This window comes from Methylomarinovum caldicuralii, from assembly GCF_033126985.1.
Taxonomy (GTDB): Bacteria; Pseudomonadota; Gammaproteobacteria; order Methylococcales; family Methylothermaceae; genus Methylohalobius; species Methylohalobius caldicuralii.
The window spans coordinates 1,394,610-1,412,370 of the sequence record NZ_AP024714.1 but is presented as its reverse complement, the minus strand read 5'-3'; the positions used below and the strand labels follow the sequence as shown (position 1 = coordinate 1,412,370).

General features: G+C 65.4%; 20 protein-coding genes and 1 tRNA gene. 2 read left to right on the top strand and 19 right to left on the bottom strand.

Annotated features, from left to right (window positions below; genetic code table 11):
• Positions 1-5: 5 nt before the first annotated feature.
• From rpsO to glyA, 16 genes are all read right to left on the bottom strand, one after another.
• Positions 6-275, bottom strand: coding sequence for a 30S ribosomal protein S15 (rpsO, locus tag MCIT9_RS07245; RefSeq protein ID WP_286291985.1), 270 nt, complete (start codon positions 273-275; stop codon positions 6-8).
• 10 nt (positions 276-285) lie between these two features.
• Positions 286-1,215: a tRNA pseudouridine(55) synthase TruB gene (gene truB / locus MCIT9_RS07240; protein WP_317704250.1), complete on the bottom strand. Its 930-nt coding sequence runs from the start codon at positions 1,213-1,215 to the stop codon at positions 286-288.
• On the bottom strand, positions 1,208-1,570 hold the full coding sequence (gene rbfA / locus MCIT9_RS07235) for a 30S ribosome-binding factor RbfA (RefSeq protein WP_317704249.1): 363 nt from the start codon (positions 1,568-1,570) through the stop codon (positions 1,208-1,210). Before rbfA ends, truB begins: the two co-directional genes overlap by 8 nt.
• A 4-nt stretch (positions 1,571-1,574) precedes the next feature.
• Positions 1,575-4,103, bottom strand: coding sequence for a translation initiation factor IF-2 (gene infB, locus MCIT9_RS07230; protein WP_317704248.1), 2,529 nt, complete (start codon positions 4,101-4,103; stop codon positions 1,575-1,577).
• A 13-nt stretch (positions 4,104-4,116) separates the two neighbouring features.
• On the bottom strand, positions 4,117-5,622 hold the full coding sequence (gene nusA, locus MCIT9_RS07225) for a transcription termination factor NusA (RefSeq protein WP_317704247.1): 1,506 nt from the start codon (positions 5,620-5,622) through the stop codon (positions 4,117-4,119).
• A complete protein-coding gene (gene rimP, locus MCIT9_RS07220; protein WP_317704246.1) occupies positions 5,619-6,104 on the bottom strand; it encodes a ribosome maturation factor RimP in 486 nt (161 codons plus the stop codon). Before rimP ends, nusA begins: the two co-directional genes overlap by 4 nt.
• Positions 6,105-6,204: 100 nt before the next feature.
• A tRNA-Met gene (locus MCIT9_RS07215) sits at positions 6,205-6,281 on the bottom strand.
• A gap of 93 nt (positions 6,282-6,374) precedes the next feature.
• Positions 6,375-6,836, bottom strand: coding sequence for a phosphatidylglycerophosphatase A family protein (locus tag MCIT9_RS07210; RefSeq protein ID WP_317704245.1), 462 nt, complete (start codon positions 6,834-6,836; stop codon positions 6,375-6,377).
• 7 nt (positions 6,837-6,843) lie between these two features.
• Positions 6,844-7,803, bottom strand: a complete 960-nt coding sequence (gene thiL / locus MCIT9_RS07205) for a thiamine-phosphate kinase (RefSeq protein WP_317704244.1) — start codon at positions 7,801-7,803, stop codon at positions 6,844-6,846.
• A 2-nt stretch (positions 7,804-7,805) separates the two neighbouring features.
• Complete coding sequence (nusB, locus tag MCIT9_RS07200) at positions 7,806-8,249, bottom strand: transcription antitermination factor NusB (RefSeq protein WP_317704243.1); 444 nt, start codon at positions 8,247-8,249, stop codon at positions 7,806-7,808.
• A complete protein-coding gene (gene ribH, locus MCIT9_RS07195) occupies positions 8,246-8,725 on the bottom strand; it encodes a 6,7-dimethyl-8-ribityllumazine synthase (RefSeq protein ID WP_317704242.1) in 480 nt (159 codons plus the stop codon). The genes nusB and ribH overlap by 4 nt, the downstream gene beginning before the upstream one ends.
• 6 nt (positions 8,726-8,731) lie before the next feature.
• Positions 8,732-9,832, bottom strand: coding sequence for a bifunctional 3,4-dihydroxy-2-butanone-4-phosphate synthase/GTP cyclohydrolase II (gene ribBA, locus MCIT9_RS07190; RefSeq protein ID WP_317704241.1), 1,101 nt, complete (start codon positions 9,830-9,832; stop codon positions 8,732-8,734).
• Positions 9,829-10,476, bottom strand: coding sequence for a riboflavin synthase (locus tag MCIT9_RS07185; RefSeq protein WP_317704240.1), 648 nt, complete (start codon positions 10,474-10,476; stop codon positions 9,829-9,831). The genes ribBA and MCIT9_RS07185 overlap by 4 nt, the downstream gene beginning before the upstream one ends.
• Positions 10,477-10,494: 18 nt before the next feature.
• Positions 10,495-11,586, bottom strand: coding sequence for a bifunctional diaminohydroxyphosphoribosylaminopyrimidine deaminase/5-amino-6-(5-phosphoribosylamino)uracil reductase RibD (gene ribD, locus MCIT9_RS07180; protein ID WP_317704239.1), 1,092 nt, complete (start codon positions 11,584-11,586; stop codon positions 10,495-10,497).
• Positions 11,583-12,032 carry a transcriptional regulator NrdR gene (nrdR, locus tag MCIT9_RS07175; RefSeq protein ID WP_317704238.1) on the bottom strand — a complete coding sequence of 150 codons (450 nt, stop codon included), beginning with the start codon at positions 12,030-12,032 and terminating at the stop codon, positions 11,583-11,585. The genes ribD and nrdR overlap by 4 nt, the downstream gene beginning before the upstream one ends.
• 46 nt (positions 12,033-12,078) lie before the next feature.
• A complete protein-coding gene (gene glyA, locus MCIT9_RS07170) occupies positions 12,079-13,335 on the bottom strand; it encodes a serine hydroxymethyltransferase (RefSeq protein WP_317704237.1) in 1,257 nt (418 codons plus the stop codon).
• 125 nt (positions 13,336-13,460) lie between these two features.
• Between glyA and ettA the strand changes: the two genes are divergently transcribed.
• Together ettA and MCIT9_RS07160 are read left to right on the top strand one after the other, a co-directional pair.
• The gene (ettA, locus tag MCIT9_RS07165) at positions 13,461-15,128 is read left to right on the top strand and encodes an energy-dependent translational throttle protein EttA (protein ID WP_317704236.1); all 1,668 of its coding nucleotides are present in this window, start codon (positions 13,461-13,463) and stop codon (positions 15,126-15,128) included.
• 81 nt (positions 15,129-15,209) lie between these two features.
• On the top strand, positions 15,210-15,731 hold the full coding sequence (locus MCIT9_RS07160) for a hypothetical protein (protein WP_317704235.1): 522 nt from the start codon (positions 15,210-15,212) through the stop codon (positions 15,729-15,731).
• A 30-nt stretch (positions 15,732-15,761) separates the two neighbouring features.
• Here the strand turns inward: MCIT9_RS07160 and MCIT9_RS07155 are convergent, their stop codons facing one another.
• The 3 genes from MCIT9_RS07155 to surE are packed head-to-tail and all read right to left on the bottom strand — an operon-like array spanning position 15,762 to position 17,748.
• Positions 15,762-16,340 (bottom strand): YqaA family protein, encoded by a 579-nt coding sequence (locus MCIT9_RS07155; RefSeq protein WP_317704234.1) that lies wholly within the window; start codon positions 16,338-16,340, stop codon positions 15,762-15,764.
• Positions 16,340-16,999 (bottom strand): protein-L-isoaspartate(D-aspartate) O-methyltransferase, encoded by a 660-nt coding sequence (locus tag MCIT9_RS07150; RefSeq protein ID WP_317704233.1) that lies wholly within the window; start codon positions 16,997-16,999, stop codon positions 16,340-16,342. The genes MCIT9_RS07155 and MCIT9_RS07150 overlap by 1 nt, the downstream gene beginning before the upstream one ends.
• Positions 16,996-17,748 carry a 5'/3'-nucleotidase SurE gene (gene surE / locus MCIT9_RS07145; protein WP_317704232.1) on the bottom strand — a complete coding sequence of 251 codons (753 nt, stop codon included), beginning with the start codon at positions 17,746-17,748 and terminating at the stop codon, positions 16,996-16,998. Before surE ends, MCIT9_RS07150 begins: the two co-directional genes overlap by 4 nt.
• Positions 17,749-17,761: the final 13 nt, after the last annotated feature.

The following is a 17,761-nucleotide window of genomic DNA, read 5'->3' as shown; positions in this document are numbered from 1 at the left end:
GCTTCTTACTTACGTAGTCCCAGGCGCTCGATGAGCGAGCGGTAACGCTCGATGTCCTTGCGCTTGAGATAGTTCAACAGTTTGCGGCGCTGATTGACCAGACGCAGCAGGCCACGGCGCGAGTGGACGTCCTTCTTGTGCTGCTGGAAGTGGGGGGTCAGCTGGTTGATGCGGGCGGTCAACAGCGCCACCTGCACTTCCGGGGAGCCGGTGTCCCCTTCGCTGCGTTGGTATTCCTGCATGATCTTGCGCTTTTCTTCAGCGGTCAACGGCATGATTTCACTCCTAGGCTGATGGTTTCGATTTGGATAGATTGAACAGGCGGCGCGGGGCAACCCGACCATCATCGAGTACTTCACCCACGCCGATAAACGCTCCCTCGCGATTATACAGGCGCACGAATCCCTCCGCCTGCAGTTTGGGGATCAGCACCGGCTGTCCCCTGAGAAGATAGAAGGCCATCTCATCGCCCAGCCGGATCTCGGGCCAGGAGGCCACCGCCCGGTCGATGGGCAGCAGCAGGGCGCAGCGTTCGGCCAGCGGCATCTCTGCCAGCGCCTCCAGGGTCACGGCATCATCGATGGCGAAATCGCCCACCGCGGTGCGGCGCAGCTGCTCCACGTGCCCCAGAGTGTCCAGCGCCCCGGCGATGTCCTCGGCCAGGGTGCGAATGAAGGTGCCCTTGGAACAAAACACCTCCAATTCCAAAAAATCGGGGCCGAAATCGAGCAGCTTTAGTTCATGAATGACGACCCGGCGCGGCGGCCGTTCCACCTCAATGCCCTGGCGCGCCAGATCGTACAGGCGCTGGCCGCCCTGCTTGAGGGCCGAGTACATGGGCGGAATCTGCATGATTTCGCCGCGGAAGCGCGCCAGCGCCGCCTCGATCCGTTCCCGGCTCAGTTCGGGCACCGGCTTGCGTTCCCGGATCTCGCCCTCGGCATCGCCGGTGGCGGTGGCGGTTCCCAGGCGCACCAGCACCCAGTAGCGCTTGTCGCTGTCGAGCAGAAAGGCGGAAATCTTGGTGGCCTCGCCGAAACACACCGGCAACAGGCCGGTGGCCAACGGGTCGAGACTGCCGGTGTGCCCCGCCTTGCGGGCCGCCAGCAGGCGCTTGGCCTGCTGCAGGGCCTGATTGGAAGTCAGCCCCGGCGACTTGTCCAGCAGCAGGATGCCGTCGATGGCATCGCCTTTGCGGCGTCTCGGTTTACTCATCCTTGGGTTCTTCCTTCTTGAGTTCGTCCAACAGTTGGGTGATGCGCATGCCGGCTTCGATGGCGGTGTCCTTGAAGAAGCGCAGCTCCGGGATCTGGCGGATGTGGAGGCGCTTTCCCAGTTCGTGGCGCAGGAACGGCGCGGCACCCTGAAGGATCTCCAGGGTGGTGTCGATCCGGTCCATTTCCAGGGTGGAAACGTAGACCTTGGCCACCGACAGGTCGCGGCTGACCTCCACGTCGTCCACCGTCACCCAGCCCAGACGCGGATCCTTGATCTCGTGGCGGATCAGATCCGCCAGCTCGCGCTGGAGCTGAGAGGCGACCCGCTGGGAGCGCTCGTAGTCACGGGCCACGGGATCAATCCTCCGCTTCCACTTCGACGCGCTCGTAGACTTCGATCAGATCGCCTTCGCGCACGTCGTTGTAGTTCTTGACCCCGATGCCGCACTCCATGCCGGCCTTAACCTCGGTCACATCATCCTTGAAACGGCGCAACGATTCCAGCTGGCCCTCGAAGATCACCACGTTGTCACGCAGCACCCGGATCGGCAGGTTGCGGCGCACCACGCCCTCCTTGACCATGCAACCGGCAATCTGGCCGAACTTGGGATGGCGAAACACCTGGCGCACCTCGGCCACACCGACGATGCGTTCCTTCATCTCCGGCGCCAGCATGCCCTTGATCGACTTCTTGACGTCGTCGATGACGTCATAGATCACGCTGTAGTAGCGGATCTCCACGCCCTTCTCTTCCGCCAGGCGGCGGGCGCCAGCGTCGGCGCGGACGTTGAAGCCGATGATGACGGCGTTGGAAGTCAACGCCAGGTTGACGTCGCTCTCGGTGATCCCACCGACGCCGCCGGCGACCACGTTGACCCGCACCTTGTCATTGGACAGTTTGGTCAGGGCCTCGCGCAGCGCCTCCAGGCTGCCGTGGACGTCGGCCTTGACGATGAGGTTGAGATCGACGACCTCGCCTTCCTCCATCTTGGCGAACACCTGGTCCAGCTTCGCCGCCTGCTGGGCCGCCATGCGCTTGGCCTTGGCCTTTTCGGCGCGCAGCTCGGCGATCTGCTTGGCGACCTTTTCGTCCTTGACTGCGATCAGCTCGTCGCCAGCGTTGGGCACGCCGGACAGGCCGAGGATCTCCACCGGCGTGGAGGGACCGGCCTGCTTGATCTGCTTGCCGTTTTCATCCAGCATGGCGCGCACGCGGCCGTACTGCTCACCGCATACCACCGCGTCACCGCGCTTCAAGGTGCCGGCCTGGATCAGCACGTCCGCCACCGGGCCCCGCCCCTTGTCGAGACGGGCCTCGAGCACCACCCCGCGGGCGCTGCCCTTGGTGGGCGCTTTCAGTTCCAGCAGCTCGGCCTGGAGCAGAATCGCTTCCAGCAGGTCATCGATCCCCTGGCCGGTCTTGGCCGACACCGGCACGAACTGGGTGTCGCCGCCCCATTCCTCCGGCACCACTTCCAGCGCCGCCAGTTCGGTCTTGACCCGCTCGGGATCGGCCTCGGGCTTGTCGATCTTGTTGATCGCCACTACCATCGGCACCCCGGCGGCGCGGGCGTGGTCGATGGCCTCCTTGGTCTGGGGCATGACACCGTCGTCGGCGGCCACCACCAGGACCACGATGTCGGTCGCCTGGGCCCCGCGGGCGCGCATGGCGGTGAAGGCCGCGTGCCCCGGGGTGTCGATAAAGGTGATCCTGCCGTGGTCGGTCTTGACCTGGTAGGCGCCGATGTGCTGGGTAATCCCCCCGGCCTCGCGGGCCGCCACCCGGGTGCGGCGGATGTAGTCCAGGAGGGAGGTCTTGCCGTGGTCCACGTGGCCCATCACGGTCACCACCGGCGGCCGGGGCTTCTCGTCGCTCAGGGGTTGGGTCGCCTGTTCGATGAGCTGCTGCTCCAGGTCCTCGGCCGACTGCAGCACGGCCTTGTGGCCCATTTCCTCCACCACCAGGGCGGCGGTTTCCTGATCCAGCACCTGGTTGATGGTGACCATCTGCCCCATCTGGAACAGGGTCTTGACCACGTCGGCGGCCTTGACTGCCATGCGCTTGGCCAGTTCGGCCACGGTGATGGTTTCGGGAATCACCACCTCGCGCACCTGCGGCGCCACCGGCTGGCGTACCGTTTCCTTCGCCTTCCTGCGTTTTCTGGCCTTGGCGGCGAGCAGTTGGTCGGACGCCTCCAGCTTCTTGCGCGCCGGCCGCTGGCGTTTTTCTTCCTCTTTTTTCTTCTTGGCCTTTTTGGGCGAAGGCTTGGGCGCCTCTTCCACCACCGGCTGGGGCGCGGGAACCTCTTCAGGCGCAGGCGGCGCCTCGGTGACGGCCTCTTCCTGCTCGGCGGCAGCTTCCTCGGCCTGTTTGGCCTCCTCCTCAGCGCGGCGGCGGGCTTCCTCTTCGGCCTCTTCGGCCTGGCGCTTGGCTTCTTCTTCAGCGCGGCGCCTGGCCTCTTCTTCCTCGCGGCGGCGGGCTTCTTCCAGTTCCCGCTGGCGCTTGACTTCCTCCAGGGCCTGGCGGGCGCGCTCGGCCTCGAGCTGTTCCGGCGTCAGACCGGTCGCCTCGGTGCGCTTGACGTAGGTGCGGCGCTTGCGCACCTCGACGTTGACGGTCTTGGTGGCGCCGCCGGTGCGCCCCTGGCGCAGCGCCTTGACTTCCTTGCGCTTGAGGGTGACGCGACGGGGACCGAGGGGATCGGTTTCACCGTCGCCCTTGCCGTGGCGCTGGCGCAGGTAACTGAGCAGGCGGATCTTCTCCTCATCGCTGAGGGTGTCTTCGGCCCCCGATTTGGGCAGGCCGGCCTCGCTCAGCTGGCTCAGAAGGCGGTCCAGCGGGATGCCGACGGTTTCGGCCAGTTGTCTTACGGTTACTTCACTCATCGTTCTTTCCCTCTCATTCCCCTGCCTGGCTTTCCGCGAACCACGGCTCGCGCGCCTTCATGATCAGCTGCGAGGCCTTTTCGTCATCCAGGTCGGGGGCGATTTGCTTGAGCTCGTCCACCGACATTTCCGCCAGATCTTCCATGGTGCGGATGCCGGCGGCGGCCAGCTTGTAAGCCAGATCCCGATCCATGCCTTCCAGGTTCAGAAGATCTTCGGCGGGCGGCTCGCTTTCGACCTGCTCCTCACTGGCGATGGCCTTGAGCAGCAGGGCGTCGCGGGCGCGCCGCCGCAGTTCCTCCACCAGTTCCTCGTCGAAGGCCTCGATCTCCAGCAATTCCTTGGCCGGCACATAGGCCAGCTCCTCCAGGGTGGAGAACCCTTCCTGCACCAGGGTGTCGGCCAGATCCTCGTCGATGTCCAGCTCGCGCATGAACATTTCCTTGACCTTCTCGGCCTCGCCGCGGTGCTTTTCCTCCATTTCCGACACCGACATCACGTTCAGTTCCCAGCCGGTCAGCTGGCTCGCCAAACGCACGTTCTGGCCGCCGCGGCCGATGGCCTGGGAGAGGTTCTCGTCGGCGACAGCGATGTCCATGGAATGGTTGTCCTCGTCGACGACGATGGAGACGATGTCGGCCGGCGCCATGGCGTTGATGACGAACTGGGCGTCGTTCTCGTCCCACAGGACGATGTCGATGCGCTCGCCGCTCAGCTCGTTGGAGACCGCCTGGACCCTGGAACCACGCATGCCGATGCAGGCGCCGATGGGGTCGAGGCGCGGGTCGTTGCTCTTGACCGCGATCTTGGCCCGCACCCCCGGCTCGCGGGCGGCGCCCTTGATCTCGATCAGCCCTTCGCTGATCTCCGGCACCTCGAGCTTGAACAGCTCGATCAGCAGATTGGGATCCGTGCGGCTGACGATCAGCATCGGCCCGCGGCCATCCTCGCGCACCTCCTTGAGGTAGCCGCGCACCCGGTCACCGACCCGGAAGGATTCGTGGGGAATGGTTTCCTCCCTGGGAATCAGGGCCTCGGCGTTCTCTCCCAAATCGATCCAGATATTGCCGCGCTCGACCCGCTTGACCACCCCGCTCACCAGCTGGCCGACCCTGTCCTTGTAGGCTTCGGCGACCTTGCGGCGCTCGGCCTCGCGCACCTTCTGGATGATCACCTGCTTGGCGGTCTGGGCGGCGATGCGGCCGAAGGTGATGGACTCGATGGGCTGTTCCACATAACCGCCGATTTCCGCGTCGGGGTCGAGCTTACGTGCCTCTTCCAGGGTCATCTCCTTGTCGGGATCGGTCAGCTCGTCGGCCTCGACCACCTTCCAGCGGCGGAAGGTCTTATATTCCCCGGTGTCCCGGTCGATTTCCACGCGCGCGTCGATACGGCCGTCGTGCTTTTTCACGGTGGCCGTCGCCAGCGCCGTCTCCAGCGCCTGGAAGATCACTTCTTTGTCGATGTCCTTCTCGTGGGAAACCACATCGACCACACGGAGAATTTCTTTGTTCGTCATCGTCTCTGTCCTTTCATGATCGCTTGATAATCGGGGACCAGGCGGGCCTTCTCGATCTCGTCGAAGGGCAGGGAAACGGTGCCCTGGCGGGTCTTGAGCCGGATGCGGTCGTCTTCGACCCCTTCGATCACCCCGCGGAAACGGCGCTGGCCGTCCTGCGGCCGCGCCAGCAGCACCCGCGCCTCCTCACCGCGGAAACGGCGGTAATGGTCCAGGGTGAACAGGGGACGGTCGACCCCCGGTGAGGAAACCTCGAGCACGTAATGGCCGGGAATCGGATCCTCAACATCGAGCAGGGCGCTGATCTGCTGGCTCACCTGCTCGCAGTCGTCCACGGTGACGCCGCCTTCGACGTCGATGTAAACGCGCAGGATCCGCTGGCCGCGGGTGTCGGCGGCCCATTCGATGCCGACCAGCTCGTAGCCGAGACCGGTCACCACCGGTTGCAACAATTCGATCAATGCTTTCGATACCTGACGCATTCGCTTTAAGAAAAACAGCCACAAAAAATGGGCCTGAGGCCCATCCTTGTCTTCACCCTTCCGCTGGGAAAATAAAAAGCCCCGAAACGGGGCCTTGAAATGGTTGCGGGGGCAGGATTTGAACCTGCGACCTTCGGGTTATGAGCCCGACGAGCTACCGGACTGCTCCACCCCGCGATTGATTTAGTTATTCTACCTGGATGGCGGTCTCAATTCAAGACCCTCTTTCATTTCAGCCCCCGGTCGTTTCCGTTTCGCTGGGTTAGTCGCTCATGCGGGGAAAAAGTTCAATCCCAGGTGCAACACGATTGCCGCCAGGATGCCGGCGACCAGATCGTCGAGCATGATCCCCAGCCCCCCGCCGACCTTGCGCTCCAGGGCGCGGATCGGCCACGGTTTCCAGATGTCGAACAGGCGGAACAGCACGAAACCGGCAGCCACCACCGGCAGGCTCAGGGGCGTGCCGATCATCGCCAACCAATAGCCGACCACCTCGTCCCAGACGATGGCCGGATGATCCTCCCGCGCCAGCTCCCGGTTAATGCGGCCGCAAATGTAGACGCCGACTACGATCCCCAGCACGATGGCTGCCAGATAGAGCCCCGGATGCAACGACTTCAGCAGCCAGTACAGCGGCACTGCCACCAGGGTGCCGAAGGTACCCGGGGCCACCGGCGCCAGTCCGGCCCCGAAGCCGAAAGCCAGCACCTGGTCCGGACGGGACCAGTGCAAACGCAATTCACTTGTCATCATATTCGAAATGGCAATAGCCTGCCGGCGGCAGAGGTATCGCCTTCCCCCCTTTTTTAATGCTAAGCCCCTGTTCTATTTGTATAGTGCCTATACGATGCCATGCCACCGCCCCCGCTGGCAAGCGCTGCTGCAGCACCCGGGCTGCGGCTTCCGGCAGCGTGAAACACAATTCGTAATCGTCGCCGCCGCTCAGAGGGAGCCGCCAGTCGCCGGTTTCGGCCACGTAGCGGCGCACTGCCGCACTCAAGGGGAGGGACTCCCACTCGAGCACCGCACCGACGCCGGAGGCGGTGAGGATGTGCCCCAGATCGGCCGCCAGCCCATCGGAGACATCGATACAGGCATGGGCCAGCCCCCGCAGGGCCAACCCCAGCGCCACCCGGGGCCTAGGACGCAACAGGCGCTCCACCGCCGTCTCATCGCGCCAGCCCAGCTCCCCCCGGAGCATCTTCAGACCCAGGGCCGCGTCTCCAAGGGTGCCGCTGACGTAGATTCCGTCGCCGGGACGCGCCCCGCAGCGTCGCAGGGCCTGTCCTTCCGGCACCCAGCCCAGGGCCTGGAGCGACAGGGTCAGGGGTCCGCGGATGGTGTCACCACCGACCAGATCGACCCGATAACGTCCGGCCAAAGCGAACAATCCCTCGGCGAAAGCGCTCAGCCAGTCCGGATTGGCCTCAGGCAGGGCCAGCGCCAGCAGTGCCCACGCCGGCTCGGCCCCCATGGCCGCCAGATCGCTCAGGTTGACCGCCAGCAGCTTGTGTCCCAGGGCGGCCGGGTCGGCATCAGGGAAAAAATGCACCCCGGCCACCATCGTGTCCACCGTCGCCGCCAGCACCTGGCCGGGCGGCGGATCCAGCAGTGCGGCGTCGTCACCGACGCCGAAACGGGTCTGGGAACGGACGGCGGGGCGCCGGAAGAAACGCCGGATCAGGTCGAATTCGTCCACGTTCAGCGGGCGGCCTGGATTTCCCGCGCCCGGACCTTGTGGGCGAGGCGGTCGAGCACCCCGTTGACGTATTTGTAGCTCTTGTGGGTGGCGCCGAAGACCTTGGCAAGGTTGATGGCCTCGTTGAGCACCGCCCGGTAGGGCACCTCCCAACGGTACAGCAGCTCGTAGGCGGCCAGGCGCAGGATAGCGCGTTCGATGGGATCGATCTGATCCACCGGCCGGTCGGAGAATTCGGTCAGGGCGGCGTCGATGGCGTCCAGGTGCTCGACCACACCGTGCAGCAGCTGGGAGAAATAATCCAGCCGCGCCCCGTCGGCCAGCCGGTCCTGAACGAACTGGCGTTCGATGGCTTCCAACGGCTGGCCGGTCAGCTGCCACTGGTACAGCGCCTGCAGGGCGCAGCGGCGTGCGCCCGTGCGCGTGCCCTTGCGCTGTTCGCTCATGAGGCTTTCAGGCGCCGCAGCAGATCGACCATCTCGATGGCGGTGACCGCCGCCTCGGCCCCCTTGTTGCCGGCCTTGGTGCCGGCCCGCTCGATGGCCTGCTCGATGGTGTCGCAGGTCAGCACGCCGAAGGCGACTGGAATTCCCCGCTGCATCATGGTCTGGGCCATGCCCTTGACGCACTCGCCGGCAACGTAATCGAAATGCGGCGTCGCGCCGCGGATCACCGCCCCCAGGGCGATGACGGCATCGCTGTCGCCCTTCTCCGCCACCGCCTTGATCGCCAGGGGCATTTCGAAGGCACCGGGCACCTTCACCACGCGGATGTCGCCGGGATCGGCGCCGTGCCGCAGCAGGGCGTCGATCGCGCCCTGTTGCAGGGCATCGACGATGAAGCCGTTGAAGCGGGCCGCCACCAGGGTGAAACGCATCCCTGCAGCATTCAGTTGACCTTCGCAAATCCGGATGTCGCTCATCGGTTCTCAAATCTCCACGTAATCGACCACTTCCAGGCCGAAGCCCGGCAGGCCCTTGAATTTTTTCGGCGCGCCCAAGACGCGCAGTTTCCTCAGCCCCAGATCGGCGAGGATCTGGGCGCCCGTGCCGGTGGTGCGCCAGTCCTCCGGCGCTTCCTCCTGGGGAATCTCGACCCCGTTGTCCTCCAGCTGATAGCGGTGGATCTTTTCCACCAGGGAACGGGTGTCTTCCTCGTTGCGGATGACGACCACCACACCGCGGCCTTCCTCGGCGATGCGCTGCATCGCCCGCCGCAGCGGCAATCCCGGTTCGCGTTCGGAAGCGAGCAGATCGGCCAGCAGATTGCGGGCGTGGACGCGCACCAGCACCGGCTTGTCGCCGGCCACCTCGCCCATCACCAGCGCCAGATGGAGTTTATTATCGATGCTGTCCTGAAACGCGATCAAGCGAAATTCCCCGTATTCAGTGGGAAAACGGCACTCGCTCACGCGTTCGACGGTCTTCTCGTGCGCCAGCCGGTAGCGGATCAGATCGGCGATGGTGCCCATTTTCAGGCCATGTTTGCGGGCGAATCTTTCCAGCTGCGGCCGCCGTGCCATGGTGCCGTCCTCGTTGAGGATCTCGACGATCACTGCCGCCGGCTCCAACCCCGCCAGCCGTGCCAGGTCGCAGCCGGCCTCGGTGTGCCCGGCCCGGCTCAGCACCCCGCCGGGATGCGCCATGAGCGGGAAGATGTGGCCGGGCTGGACCAGATCCTCGGGTTTGGCATCGGGGGCCACCGCCACCTGAATGGTGCGGGCCCGGTCGGCGGCGGAGATGCCGGTGGTGATCCCCTCGGCGGCGTCGATGGAGACGGTGAAGTTGGTCCGGTGCGGGGTGCGGTTCTCGTCCACCATCAGCGGCAGGCGCAGCTGCTGGCAGCGCTCCCGGGTCAGGGTCAGGCAGATCAGGCCGCGGGCGTAACGGGCCATGAAGTTGATGTCCTCGGGACGGGTGAAACTGGCCGCCAGCACCAGATCGCCCTCGTTCTCGCGGGCTTCATCGTCGAGGATGATGACCATCCTGCCCTGGCGCAGATCGCCGATGATTTCTTCGATGGTGTTCATGGATGCGTAAATCCGCTGCGTTGCAACAGGTCCTGAAGCCCGCCGCCGGCCCCGTCTCCCAGCAACAGGCGCTCCAGATAGCGGGCGATCAGATCCACCTCCAGATTGACCCTGTCGCCCACGGTGGTGGTTCCCAGAGTCGTCTCCTGCAAAGTGTGGGGCACGATGTTGACCTCGAAGTCGGCGCCGTCGACTTGGTTGACCGTGAGGCTGATGCCATCGACACAGATGGAGCCCTTGGAGGCGATGTAACGCGCCAGCTGGCGCGGCGCGCGGATGCGGAAACGCACCGAGCGGCCGTCGTCCCACTTGGCGATCACCTCGCCGATGCCGTCCACGTGGCCGGAGACGATGTGGCCGCCGAAGCGGGTCGTGGGCGTCATCGCCAGCTCCAGGTTGACCGGGCTGCCGACCCAGGCTTTCCCCAGGGTAGTCTTCGACAGGGTTTCGCGGGAAACGTCGGCAGCGAAGGTGCGTTCCGCCAGTTCCACGGCGGTCAGGCACACGCCGCTGACGGCGATGCTGTCGCCCAGCCCGACTTCATCGAGCGGGAGCTTGCCGGTAGCGACGCGCAGACGCACATCCCCACCCCGGGGGGTGACAGCTTCGATGGTGCCGACGGCCTGAATGATTCCAGTAAACATACAAGATAACGGTATAAATTATCGGGGTTGGACTTTGATGCGCAAATCCGGACCGATCCGGCGGGTTTCTACGAACCTCAACCCGATACGGTCCGCCATCTTCCCGATACCGGGCAGATGGAAAAGGCCGCGGCCTTCGTCTCCCAGCAGACAGGGCGCCAGATAGATCACCCATTCGTCCACCAAGCCGGCTGCCGCCAGGGCGCCGTTGAGGGTGGAACCGGCTTCCACCAGCACTTCATTGACCTCCCGCCGGGCCAATTCCTCCAGTAGGGCCGCCAGATCCACCCGCCCTTCCCTGATCGGAGCCACCCAGATCTCGGCGCCCGCCGCCTCCAGCGCCGCGCGCCGGGCCGGGTCGGGATGACAGCAGGCGATCAGGGTTCGGCCGGGCAGGTCGAGCATGCGGGCCGTCGGCGGCATCCGCAGGCGGGAATCGACCACCACCCGCAGCGGCTGGACGACGTCGGTATCCCCCAGGCGGGCGTCGAGGCGGGGATTGTCCGCCAGCACCGTGCCGATGCCGGTGAGAACCGCCGAACTTCCCGCCCGCAAACGGTGGACATCGGCGCGGGCCTGGGGCGAGGTGATCCACTTGCTCTCCCCGGAGGCCAGGGCGGTGCGGCCGTCGAGGCTGGCGGCCAGCTTGGCGGTCACCCAGGGGCGGCCGCGGCGGTGTCGGCTGACGAAACCCCGGTTGAGCGCCTCGGCCTCCGTTTCCAGAACGCCGCATACGGCCTCGATGCCGTCCGCCTGCAGGCGTTTGAGCCCGCCGCCTGCCACCCGGGGATTGGGATCGGCCATCGCCGCCACCACCCGGCTGATCCCGGCCTTGATCAGCGCCTCGGTGCAGGGCGGAGTGCGGCCGTGGTGACAGCACGGTTCCAGCGTCACGTAGCAGTCGGCGCCGCGGGCTGCCTCTCCGGCCATCTTCAGAGCCTCGATCTCGGCATGGGGCCCGCCGGCGCGGCGGTGCCAACCCTCCCCCACCACCCGGCCATCCTTGACAAGCACGCAGCCGACCCGGGGGTTGGGATCGGTGGTGTAGCGGCCTTTTTCGGCCAGGCGCAGGGCACGGGCCATCCACAGGTGATCGGATGCCGGCGTCATTCCTGCTCCAGCCCTTCGATGACCCGGCGGAATTCGTCCACGTCCTCGAAGCTGCGATAGACGGAGGCGAAGCGCACGTAGGCGACCCGGTCGAGCCCCTTGAGCGCCTCCATCACCAGCTCGCCGATGGCCCGCGACGGCACCTCCCGCTCACCGGAGCGCATCAGCGTGGTGATGATATGCTGCACCGCCGTATCAATGCGCGCGCTTTCCACCGGCCGCTTTTCCAGCGCCCGCAGCAGCCCGGCGCGCAGCTTGGCCTCGTCGAAAGGCTCGCGGCGGCCGTCGCGCTTGACCACCCGGGGCAGATTCAGCTCCGCGGTTTCGTAAGTGGTAAAACGCTCCTTGCAGCGGACGCATTCACGCCGGCGGCGTACCTTGCCGTCCGGCGTCAGACGGGTATCCACCACGCGGGTGTCGGGGGCTTCGCAAAAAGGACAGTGCATTACCGCTGATCAACCATCACCAGATTCGGCGCGTTGGCGCACCACCTCACCTGCCATAGACCGGAAAACGCCGACACAGTTGCACCACCTGGTCGCGCACCCGGGCGAGGGTGTCGGCATCGTCCACGTTGTCGAGCACGTCGCACATCCAGCCGGCCAGATCGCGGCACTCCTGCAGGCCGAAGCCACGGGTGGTGGCCGCCGGGGTACCGACGCGGATGCCGCTGGTGACGAAGGGCGACTGGGGATCGTTGGGCACCGCGTTCTTGTTGACGGTAATGTGCGCCTCGCCCAGGGCCACCTCGGCCTGCTTGCCGGTAACCCCCCTGGCCACCAGGTTGACCAGGAACAGATGGTTGTCGGTACCGCCGGAGACGATGTCGTAACCGCGTTCCACGAACACCTGGGCCATGGCGCGGGCGTTGTCCACCACCTGCTGCTGATAGCGCTTGAATTCCGGCTCCAGCGCCTCCTTGAAGGCCACCGCCTTGGCGGCGATCACGTGCATCAGCGGTCCGCCCTGGATGCCGGGGAAGACGGTGGAATTGAGCTTCTTTTCCAGCTCCGGATTGGCCTTGGCGAGGATCAGGCCGCCGCGGGGGCCGCGCAGGGTCTTGTGGGTGGTGGTGGTGACCACGTCGGCGACCGGCACCGGATTGGGATAGAGCCCTGCGGCCACCAGCCCCGCCACGTGGGCCATATCCACCATCAGGAAGGCGCCGACTTCGTCGGCGATGGCACGGAACCGCTGCCAGTCGACGATGCGCGAATAAGCCGAGAAGCCGGCGATGATCATCTTCGGCTTGTGCTCGCGGGCCAGCTCGGCCACCTGGTCGTAGTCGATCTCGCCGGTGTCGGGACGGATGCCGTACTGCACCGCCCGGAACAGCTTGCCGGAGAAGTTGACCTTGGCGCCGTGGGTCAGATGGCCGCCGTGGGCCAGGCTCATCCCCAAAATGGTGTCGCCGGGCTGGAGCAGGGCCAAGAAGACCGCCTGGTTGGCCTGGGAGCCGGAGTGGGGCTGGACGTTGGCGTAATCAGCCCCGAACAGGGCCTTGGCGCGCTCGATGGCCAACCGCTCGGCCACGTCCACGTACTCGCAGCCGCCGTAATAGCGCCGCCCCGGATAGCCCTCGGCATACTTGTTGGTGAGCACCGATCCCTGGGCCTGGAGCACCCGCGGACTGGCGTAATTTTCCGAGGCGATCAGCTCCACATGATCCTCCTGGCGCTGCATCTCGCCGCGGATCGCGCCCCACAGCTCGTCGTCGTAACCGGCGATTTCCATACCTTTGCTGAACATGATGCGTCTTCCCCTGTCAGAAACCTTGAGAAAATCATACCATTCTAAGCGGGCCGCACGCCTGCGGCCAGCAAAATCCGGTACAATCCTCTCCATTCCCGCCAACCAAAGCGTGTAAAAAATCCATGGCCCAGTACATCTACACCATGCACCGGGTGAGCAAGACCGTGCCGCCCAACCGTACCATCCTCAAGGACATCTCCCTGTCCTTCTTCCCCGGCGCCAAGATCGGTGTCCTCGGCCTCAACGGCGCTGGCAAATCCACCTTGCTGCGCATCATGGCCGGGGTGGACACCGAATACGACGGCGAAGCCCGCCCCATGCCCGGCATCCAGATCGGCTACCTGCCCCAGGAGCCCCAGCTCGATCCCGACAAGACCGTGCGCGAGGCGGTCGAGGAAGGGGTGGCCGACACCGTCGCCCTGCTCAAGCGCTTCGAGGAAGTCAGCAATGCCTTTGCCGAGCCGGACGCCGACTTCGACAAGCTGCTGGCGGAACAGGCGGAACTGCAGGCCAAGATCGACGCGCTAGATGCCTGGAATCTGGAGCGTAAGCTGGAGGTGGCCGCCGACGCCCTGCGCCTGCCCGACTGGGACGCCAAAATCGGCCCCCTTTCCGGCGGCGAGAAACGCCGCGTGGCCCTGTGCCGGCTGCTGCTGTCCAATCCTGACATGCTGCTTTTGGACGAGCCCACCAACCACCTGGACGCCGAATCGGTGGCCTGGTTGGAGCGTTATCTGGCGGAATTCCCCGGCACCGTGGTGGCGGTCACTCACGACCGCTACTTCCTCGACAACGTCGCCGGCTGGATCCTGGAGCTGGACCGCGGCCACGGCATCCCCTGGGAGGGCAACTATTCCTCCTGGCTGGAACAAAAGGAAAAGCGCCTGGAAATGGAGGAGAAGCGCGAGAACGCCCGCATCAAGGCCATGAAGCAGGAGTTGGAATGGGTGCGCAGCAACCCCAAGGGGCGTCATGCCAAGTCCAAGGCCCGTCTGGCCCGCTTCGAAGAGCTGGCCTCCCAGGAATTCCAGAAACGCAACGAGACCCAGGAAATCTACATCCCACCGGGGCCACGCCTCGGCGATCTGGTGGTGGAAGCCGAGGGCCTGCGGAAGGCCTACGGCGACCGCCTGCTGTTCGACGGGCTCAGTTTCAACCTGCCGCCGGGGGGCATCGTCGGGGTCATCGGCCCCAACGGCGCCGGCAAGACCACCCTGTTTCGCATGATCGTCGGTCAGGAGCAGCCGGATGAAGGCAGCATCCGCATCGGCGAGACGGTGCAGCTGGCCTACGTGGACCAGAGCCGCGACGCCCTCGACCCGGAAAAGACCGTGTGGGAGGAGATTTCCGACGGCCTGGACCTCATCGAGGTGGGCAACTACAAGACCCCCTCGCGCGCCTACGTGGGCCGCTTCAACTTCAAGGGCAGCGACCAGCAAAAGCGGATCAAGGAACTCTCCGGCGGCGAACGCAACCGCGTCCATCTGGCCAAGCTGCTCAAAAGCGGCGGCAACCTGCTGCTGCTGGACGAGCCCACCAACGACCTGGACGTGGAAACCCTGCGCGCCCTGGAGGAAGCCCTGCTGGCCTTCCCCGGCTGCGCCATGGTGATCTCCCACGACCGCTGGTTCCTCGACCGCATCGCCACCCACATCCTCGCCTTCGAGGGCGACAGCCGGGTGGTGTGGTTCGAGGGCAACTACGCCGACTACGAGGCCGACCGCAAACGCCGCCTCGGTGACGACGCCGACAGGCCCCACCGGATCAAGTACAAACGGCTGGTGGCGTGACGGCAGCCGGGGCCGCTTGGTTTTTACGGCCCCGGCCCCCAATTAGAAACAGGACATCCATTACACAACAGGGAGAAAACCATGGTCGCAACCGCAGAAAGCACGCTGGACAAGATTCAGGAACACCTTCGCCCGCTGGAGAAAGCACTGGAAGAGGTCAACGATTCCCTCGTGCAACTGGAAAAGAAGCTCGACGAAGTCCGCGCCTATCTGACCAAGACCGAGCTGGAGGCGCTCGATCTGGCCCGGCGCATCCGCGAGGAAAAGCATGAAATCAACGAATTGCGGCACCAAATAAAGAAACACGACCACCTGCTCCGGGAGATCGACCCGAAAACCGCGCCACGCGAATACCAGCGCATCCTCGAGGAACGGGATGAAATGGCGGTCAAACTGGAGGAGCGCCTCCGGGAACTGGAACGGCTGCGGGAGCAGTATGACGAACTCATCGAGCGGGAAAACGCCCTGCTGGGCGAAGAGGTCGAACTGGAGCAGGAATACGATCAGCTCAAGGCGCGCTACGACAAACTGCTGAAACAAATCAGCCGTCTTGCCCGCACGTTGGAACAGCGGGTACGTGACATTCGCGCCAAATACTACTGAGCGATCGGGGTCGGCACGACCGACCCCGATTCAACGCAGCAGCAGATACAGGGCGATAGCGACTGCCACCAACGCCACCGAGGCCCAGCCGATCGTCCGCACGTGGCGGTAGATGGCCTGCTCCAGACGCTCGCCGCCCCAGGCGATCAGGCCGGCGACCAGAAAGAAACGCCCGCCGCGCCCCAGAAAGGAAGCGAGGACGAAGCCGAGCGGATTCATCGCCAGCGCCCCGGCGGCGATGGTGAACACCTTGTAGGGGATCGGCGAGAAACCGGCCACCAGCACCGCCCAGAATCCCCAGCGGCCGAACCAGTCCCGGGCGGTCTGGTAGGCCTCCCAGTAACCCCACTGCTGCAGCCACGGCTCGATGGCGGCCAGGGCGAAATAGCCGATGCCGTATCCCAGCAGGCCTCCCAGCACCGAGGCTGCCGTGGTCAGCAGTGCCAGGCGCCAGGCGGCTCTGGGGTTGGCCAGGGCCATGGGGATCAGCATCACGTCCGGCGGAACGGGAAAGAAGGCCGACTCGGCAAAGCTCAGCGCCGCCAGATAACGGGGGGCATGGGGATGACGGGCGTAGCGCAGTACCTTCAAGTAAAGCGACTCGAACATCAGCCCAGCCCGCTCAGCAGGGGAACGAACTTCACCGCCTCGATCTCCTCCAGCTCGAAACCGGACGGCGTGTGGACCACGCGGGTCAGCACCTGGCCTCCTGCCTGCTCGATGGGAATGACCATCACCCCGCCCTGGGCCAGCTGACGCAGCAGGGCGTCGGGGATCTCCCGGGCCGCGGCGGTGACGACGATGGCATCATAGGGGGCGTGCTTGTCCCAGCCCCAACCGCCGTCGCTGTACTCGTACTTGACGTTGTAGATCTTGAGATCGTAGAGCAGGAAGCGGGCCCGTTTCTGCAGCGCCTCGATGCGCTCGACGGTATAGACCATATCCGCCAAATGCGCCAGGACCGCAGTCTGATAACCGGAACCGGTTCCTACCTCCAGCACCTTGCGCGGCCGCCGGCCGGCGGCCGCCAGTTCCGACATCCGCGCCACCGTATAGGGCTGGGAGATGGTCTGGCCGAAGCCGATGGGCAAGGCGGTATCCTCGTAGGCCCGGCTCGCCAGCGCCTCCTCCACGAACAGATGGCGCGGCACCGCCTGCATCGCCTCCAGCACTTCCAGGCTGCGGATGCCCTGCTGGCGCAGACGCGCCACCATGCGCTCGCGGGTACGGCGCGAAGTCATGCCGATGCCGTCTCTGCAAACGCTCATTTTTCTTCCTCCGGCAGCCAGGCGGCGAGGGTGTCGATGGCATCGTGACGGGTCAGATCGATCTGCAGCGGCGTCACCGACACACAACCCTGGCGGATGGCGTGAAAGTCGGTTCCAGGGCCGGCATCCTGTTCCGGGCCGGCCGGCCCCACCCAGTAGATGGGACGACCGCGGGGATCGGTGTCCTGAATCACCGGCTCAGCCTTGTGGCGCTGGCCCAGCCGGGTGGCCCGGAAGCCCTGGATCTGCGCCAAAGGCAGATCGGGGACGTTGACGTTGAGGATGGTGTCCGCCGGCAATGGATGGCGTCGGACCTGCTCGAACAGGCGCAGCGCCACCGCCACGGCGGTGTCGAAGTGCCTGGGATCCTCCCCGGTCAGGGAAACGGCGATCGCCGGCAGGCCGAGAAAGCGCCCCTCAGTGGCGGCGGCGACGGTGCCGGAATAGAGCACGTCGTCACCCAGATTGGCGCCGTGGTTGATACCCGCGAACACCATGTCCGGCTCCTCGTCCAACAGGCCGGTGATGGCCAGGTGGACGCAGTCGGTGGGGGTGCCGTCCACCCGGTAGAAGCCGTTGTCCATCCGGGCGACCCGCAGCGGCCGGTCCAGGGTCAGGGAATTACTGGCGCCGCTGCGGTTACGGTCCGGGGCCACCACGGTGACCCGGCCATGGGTGCTCAACGCCCGGGCCAGGCGAACCAGTCCCTCGGCGGTGTAGCCGTCGTCGTTGCTGATGAGAATGTGCATAGGGTATTTTTAC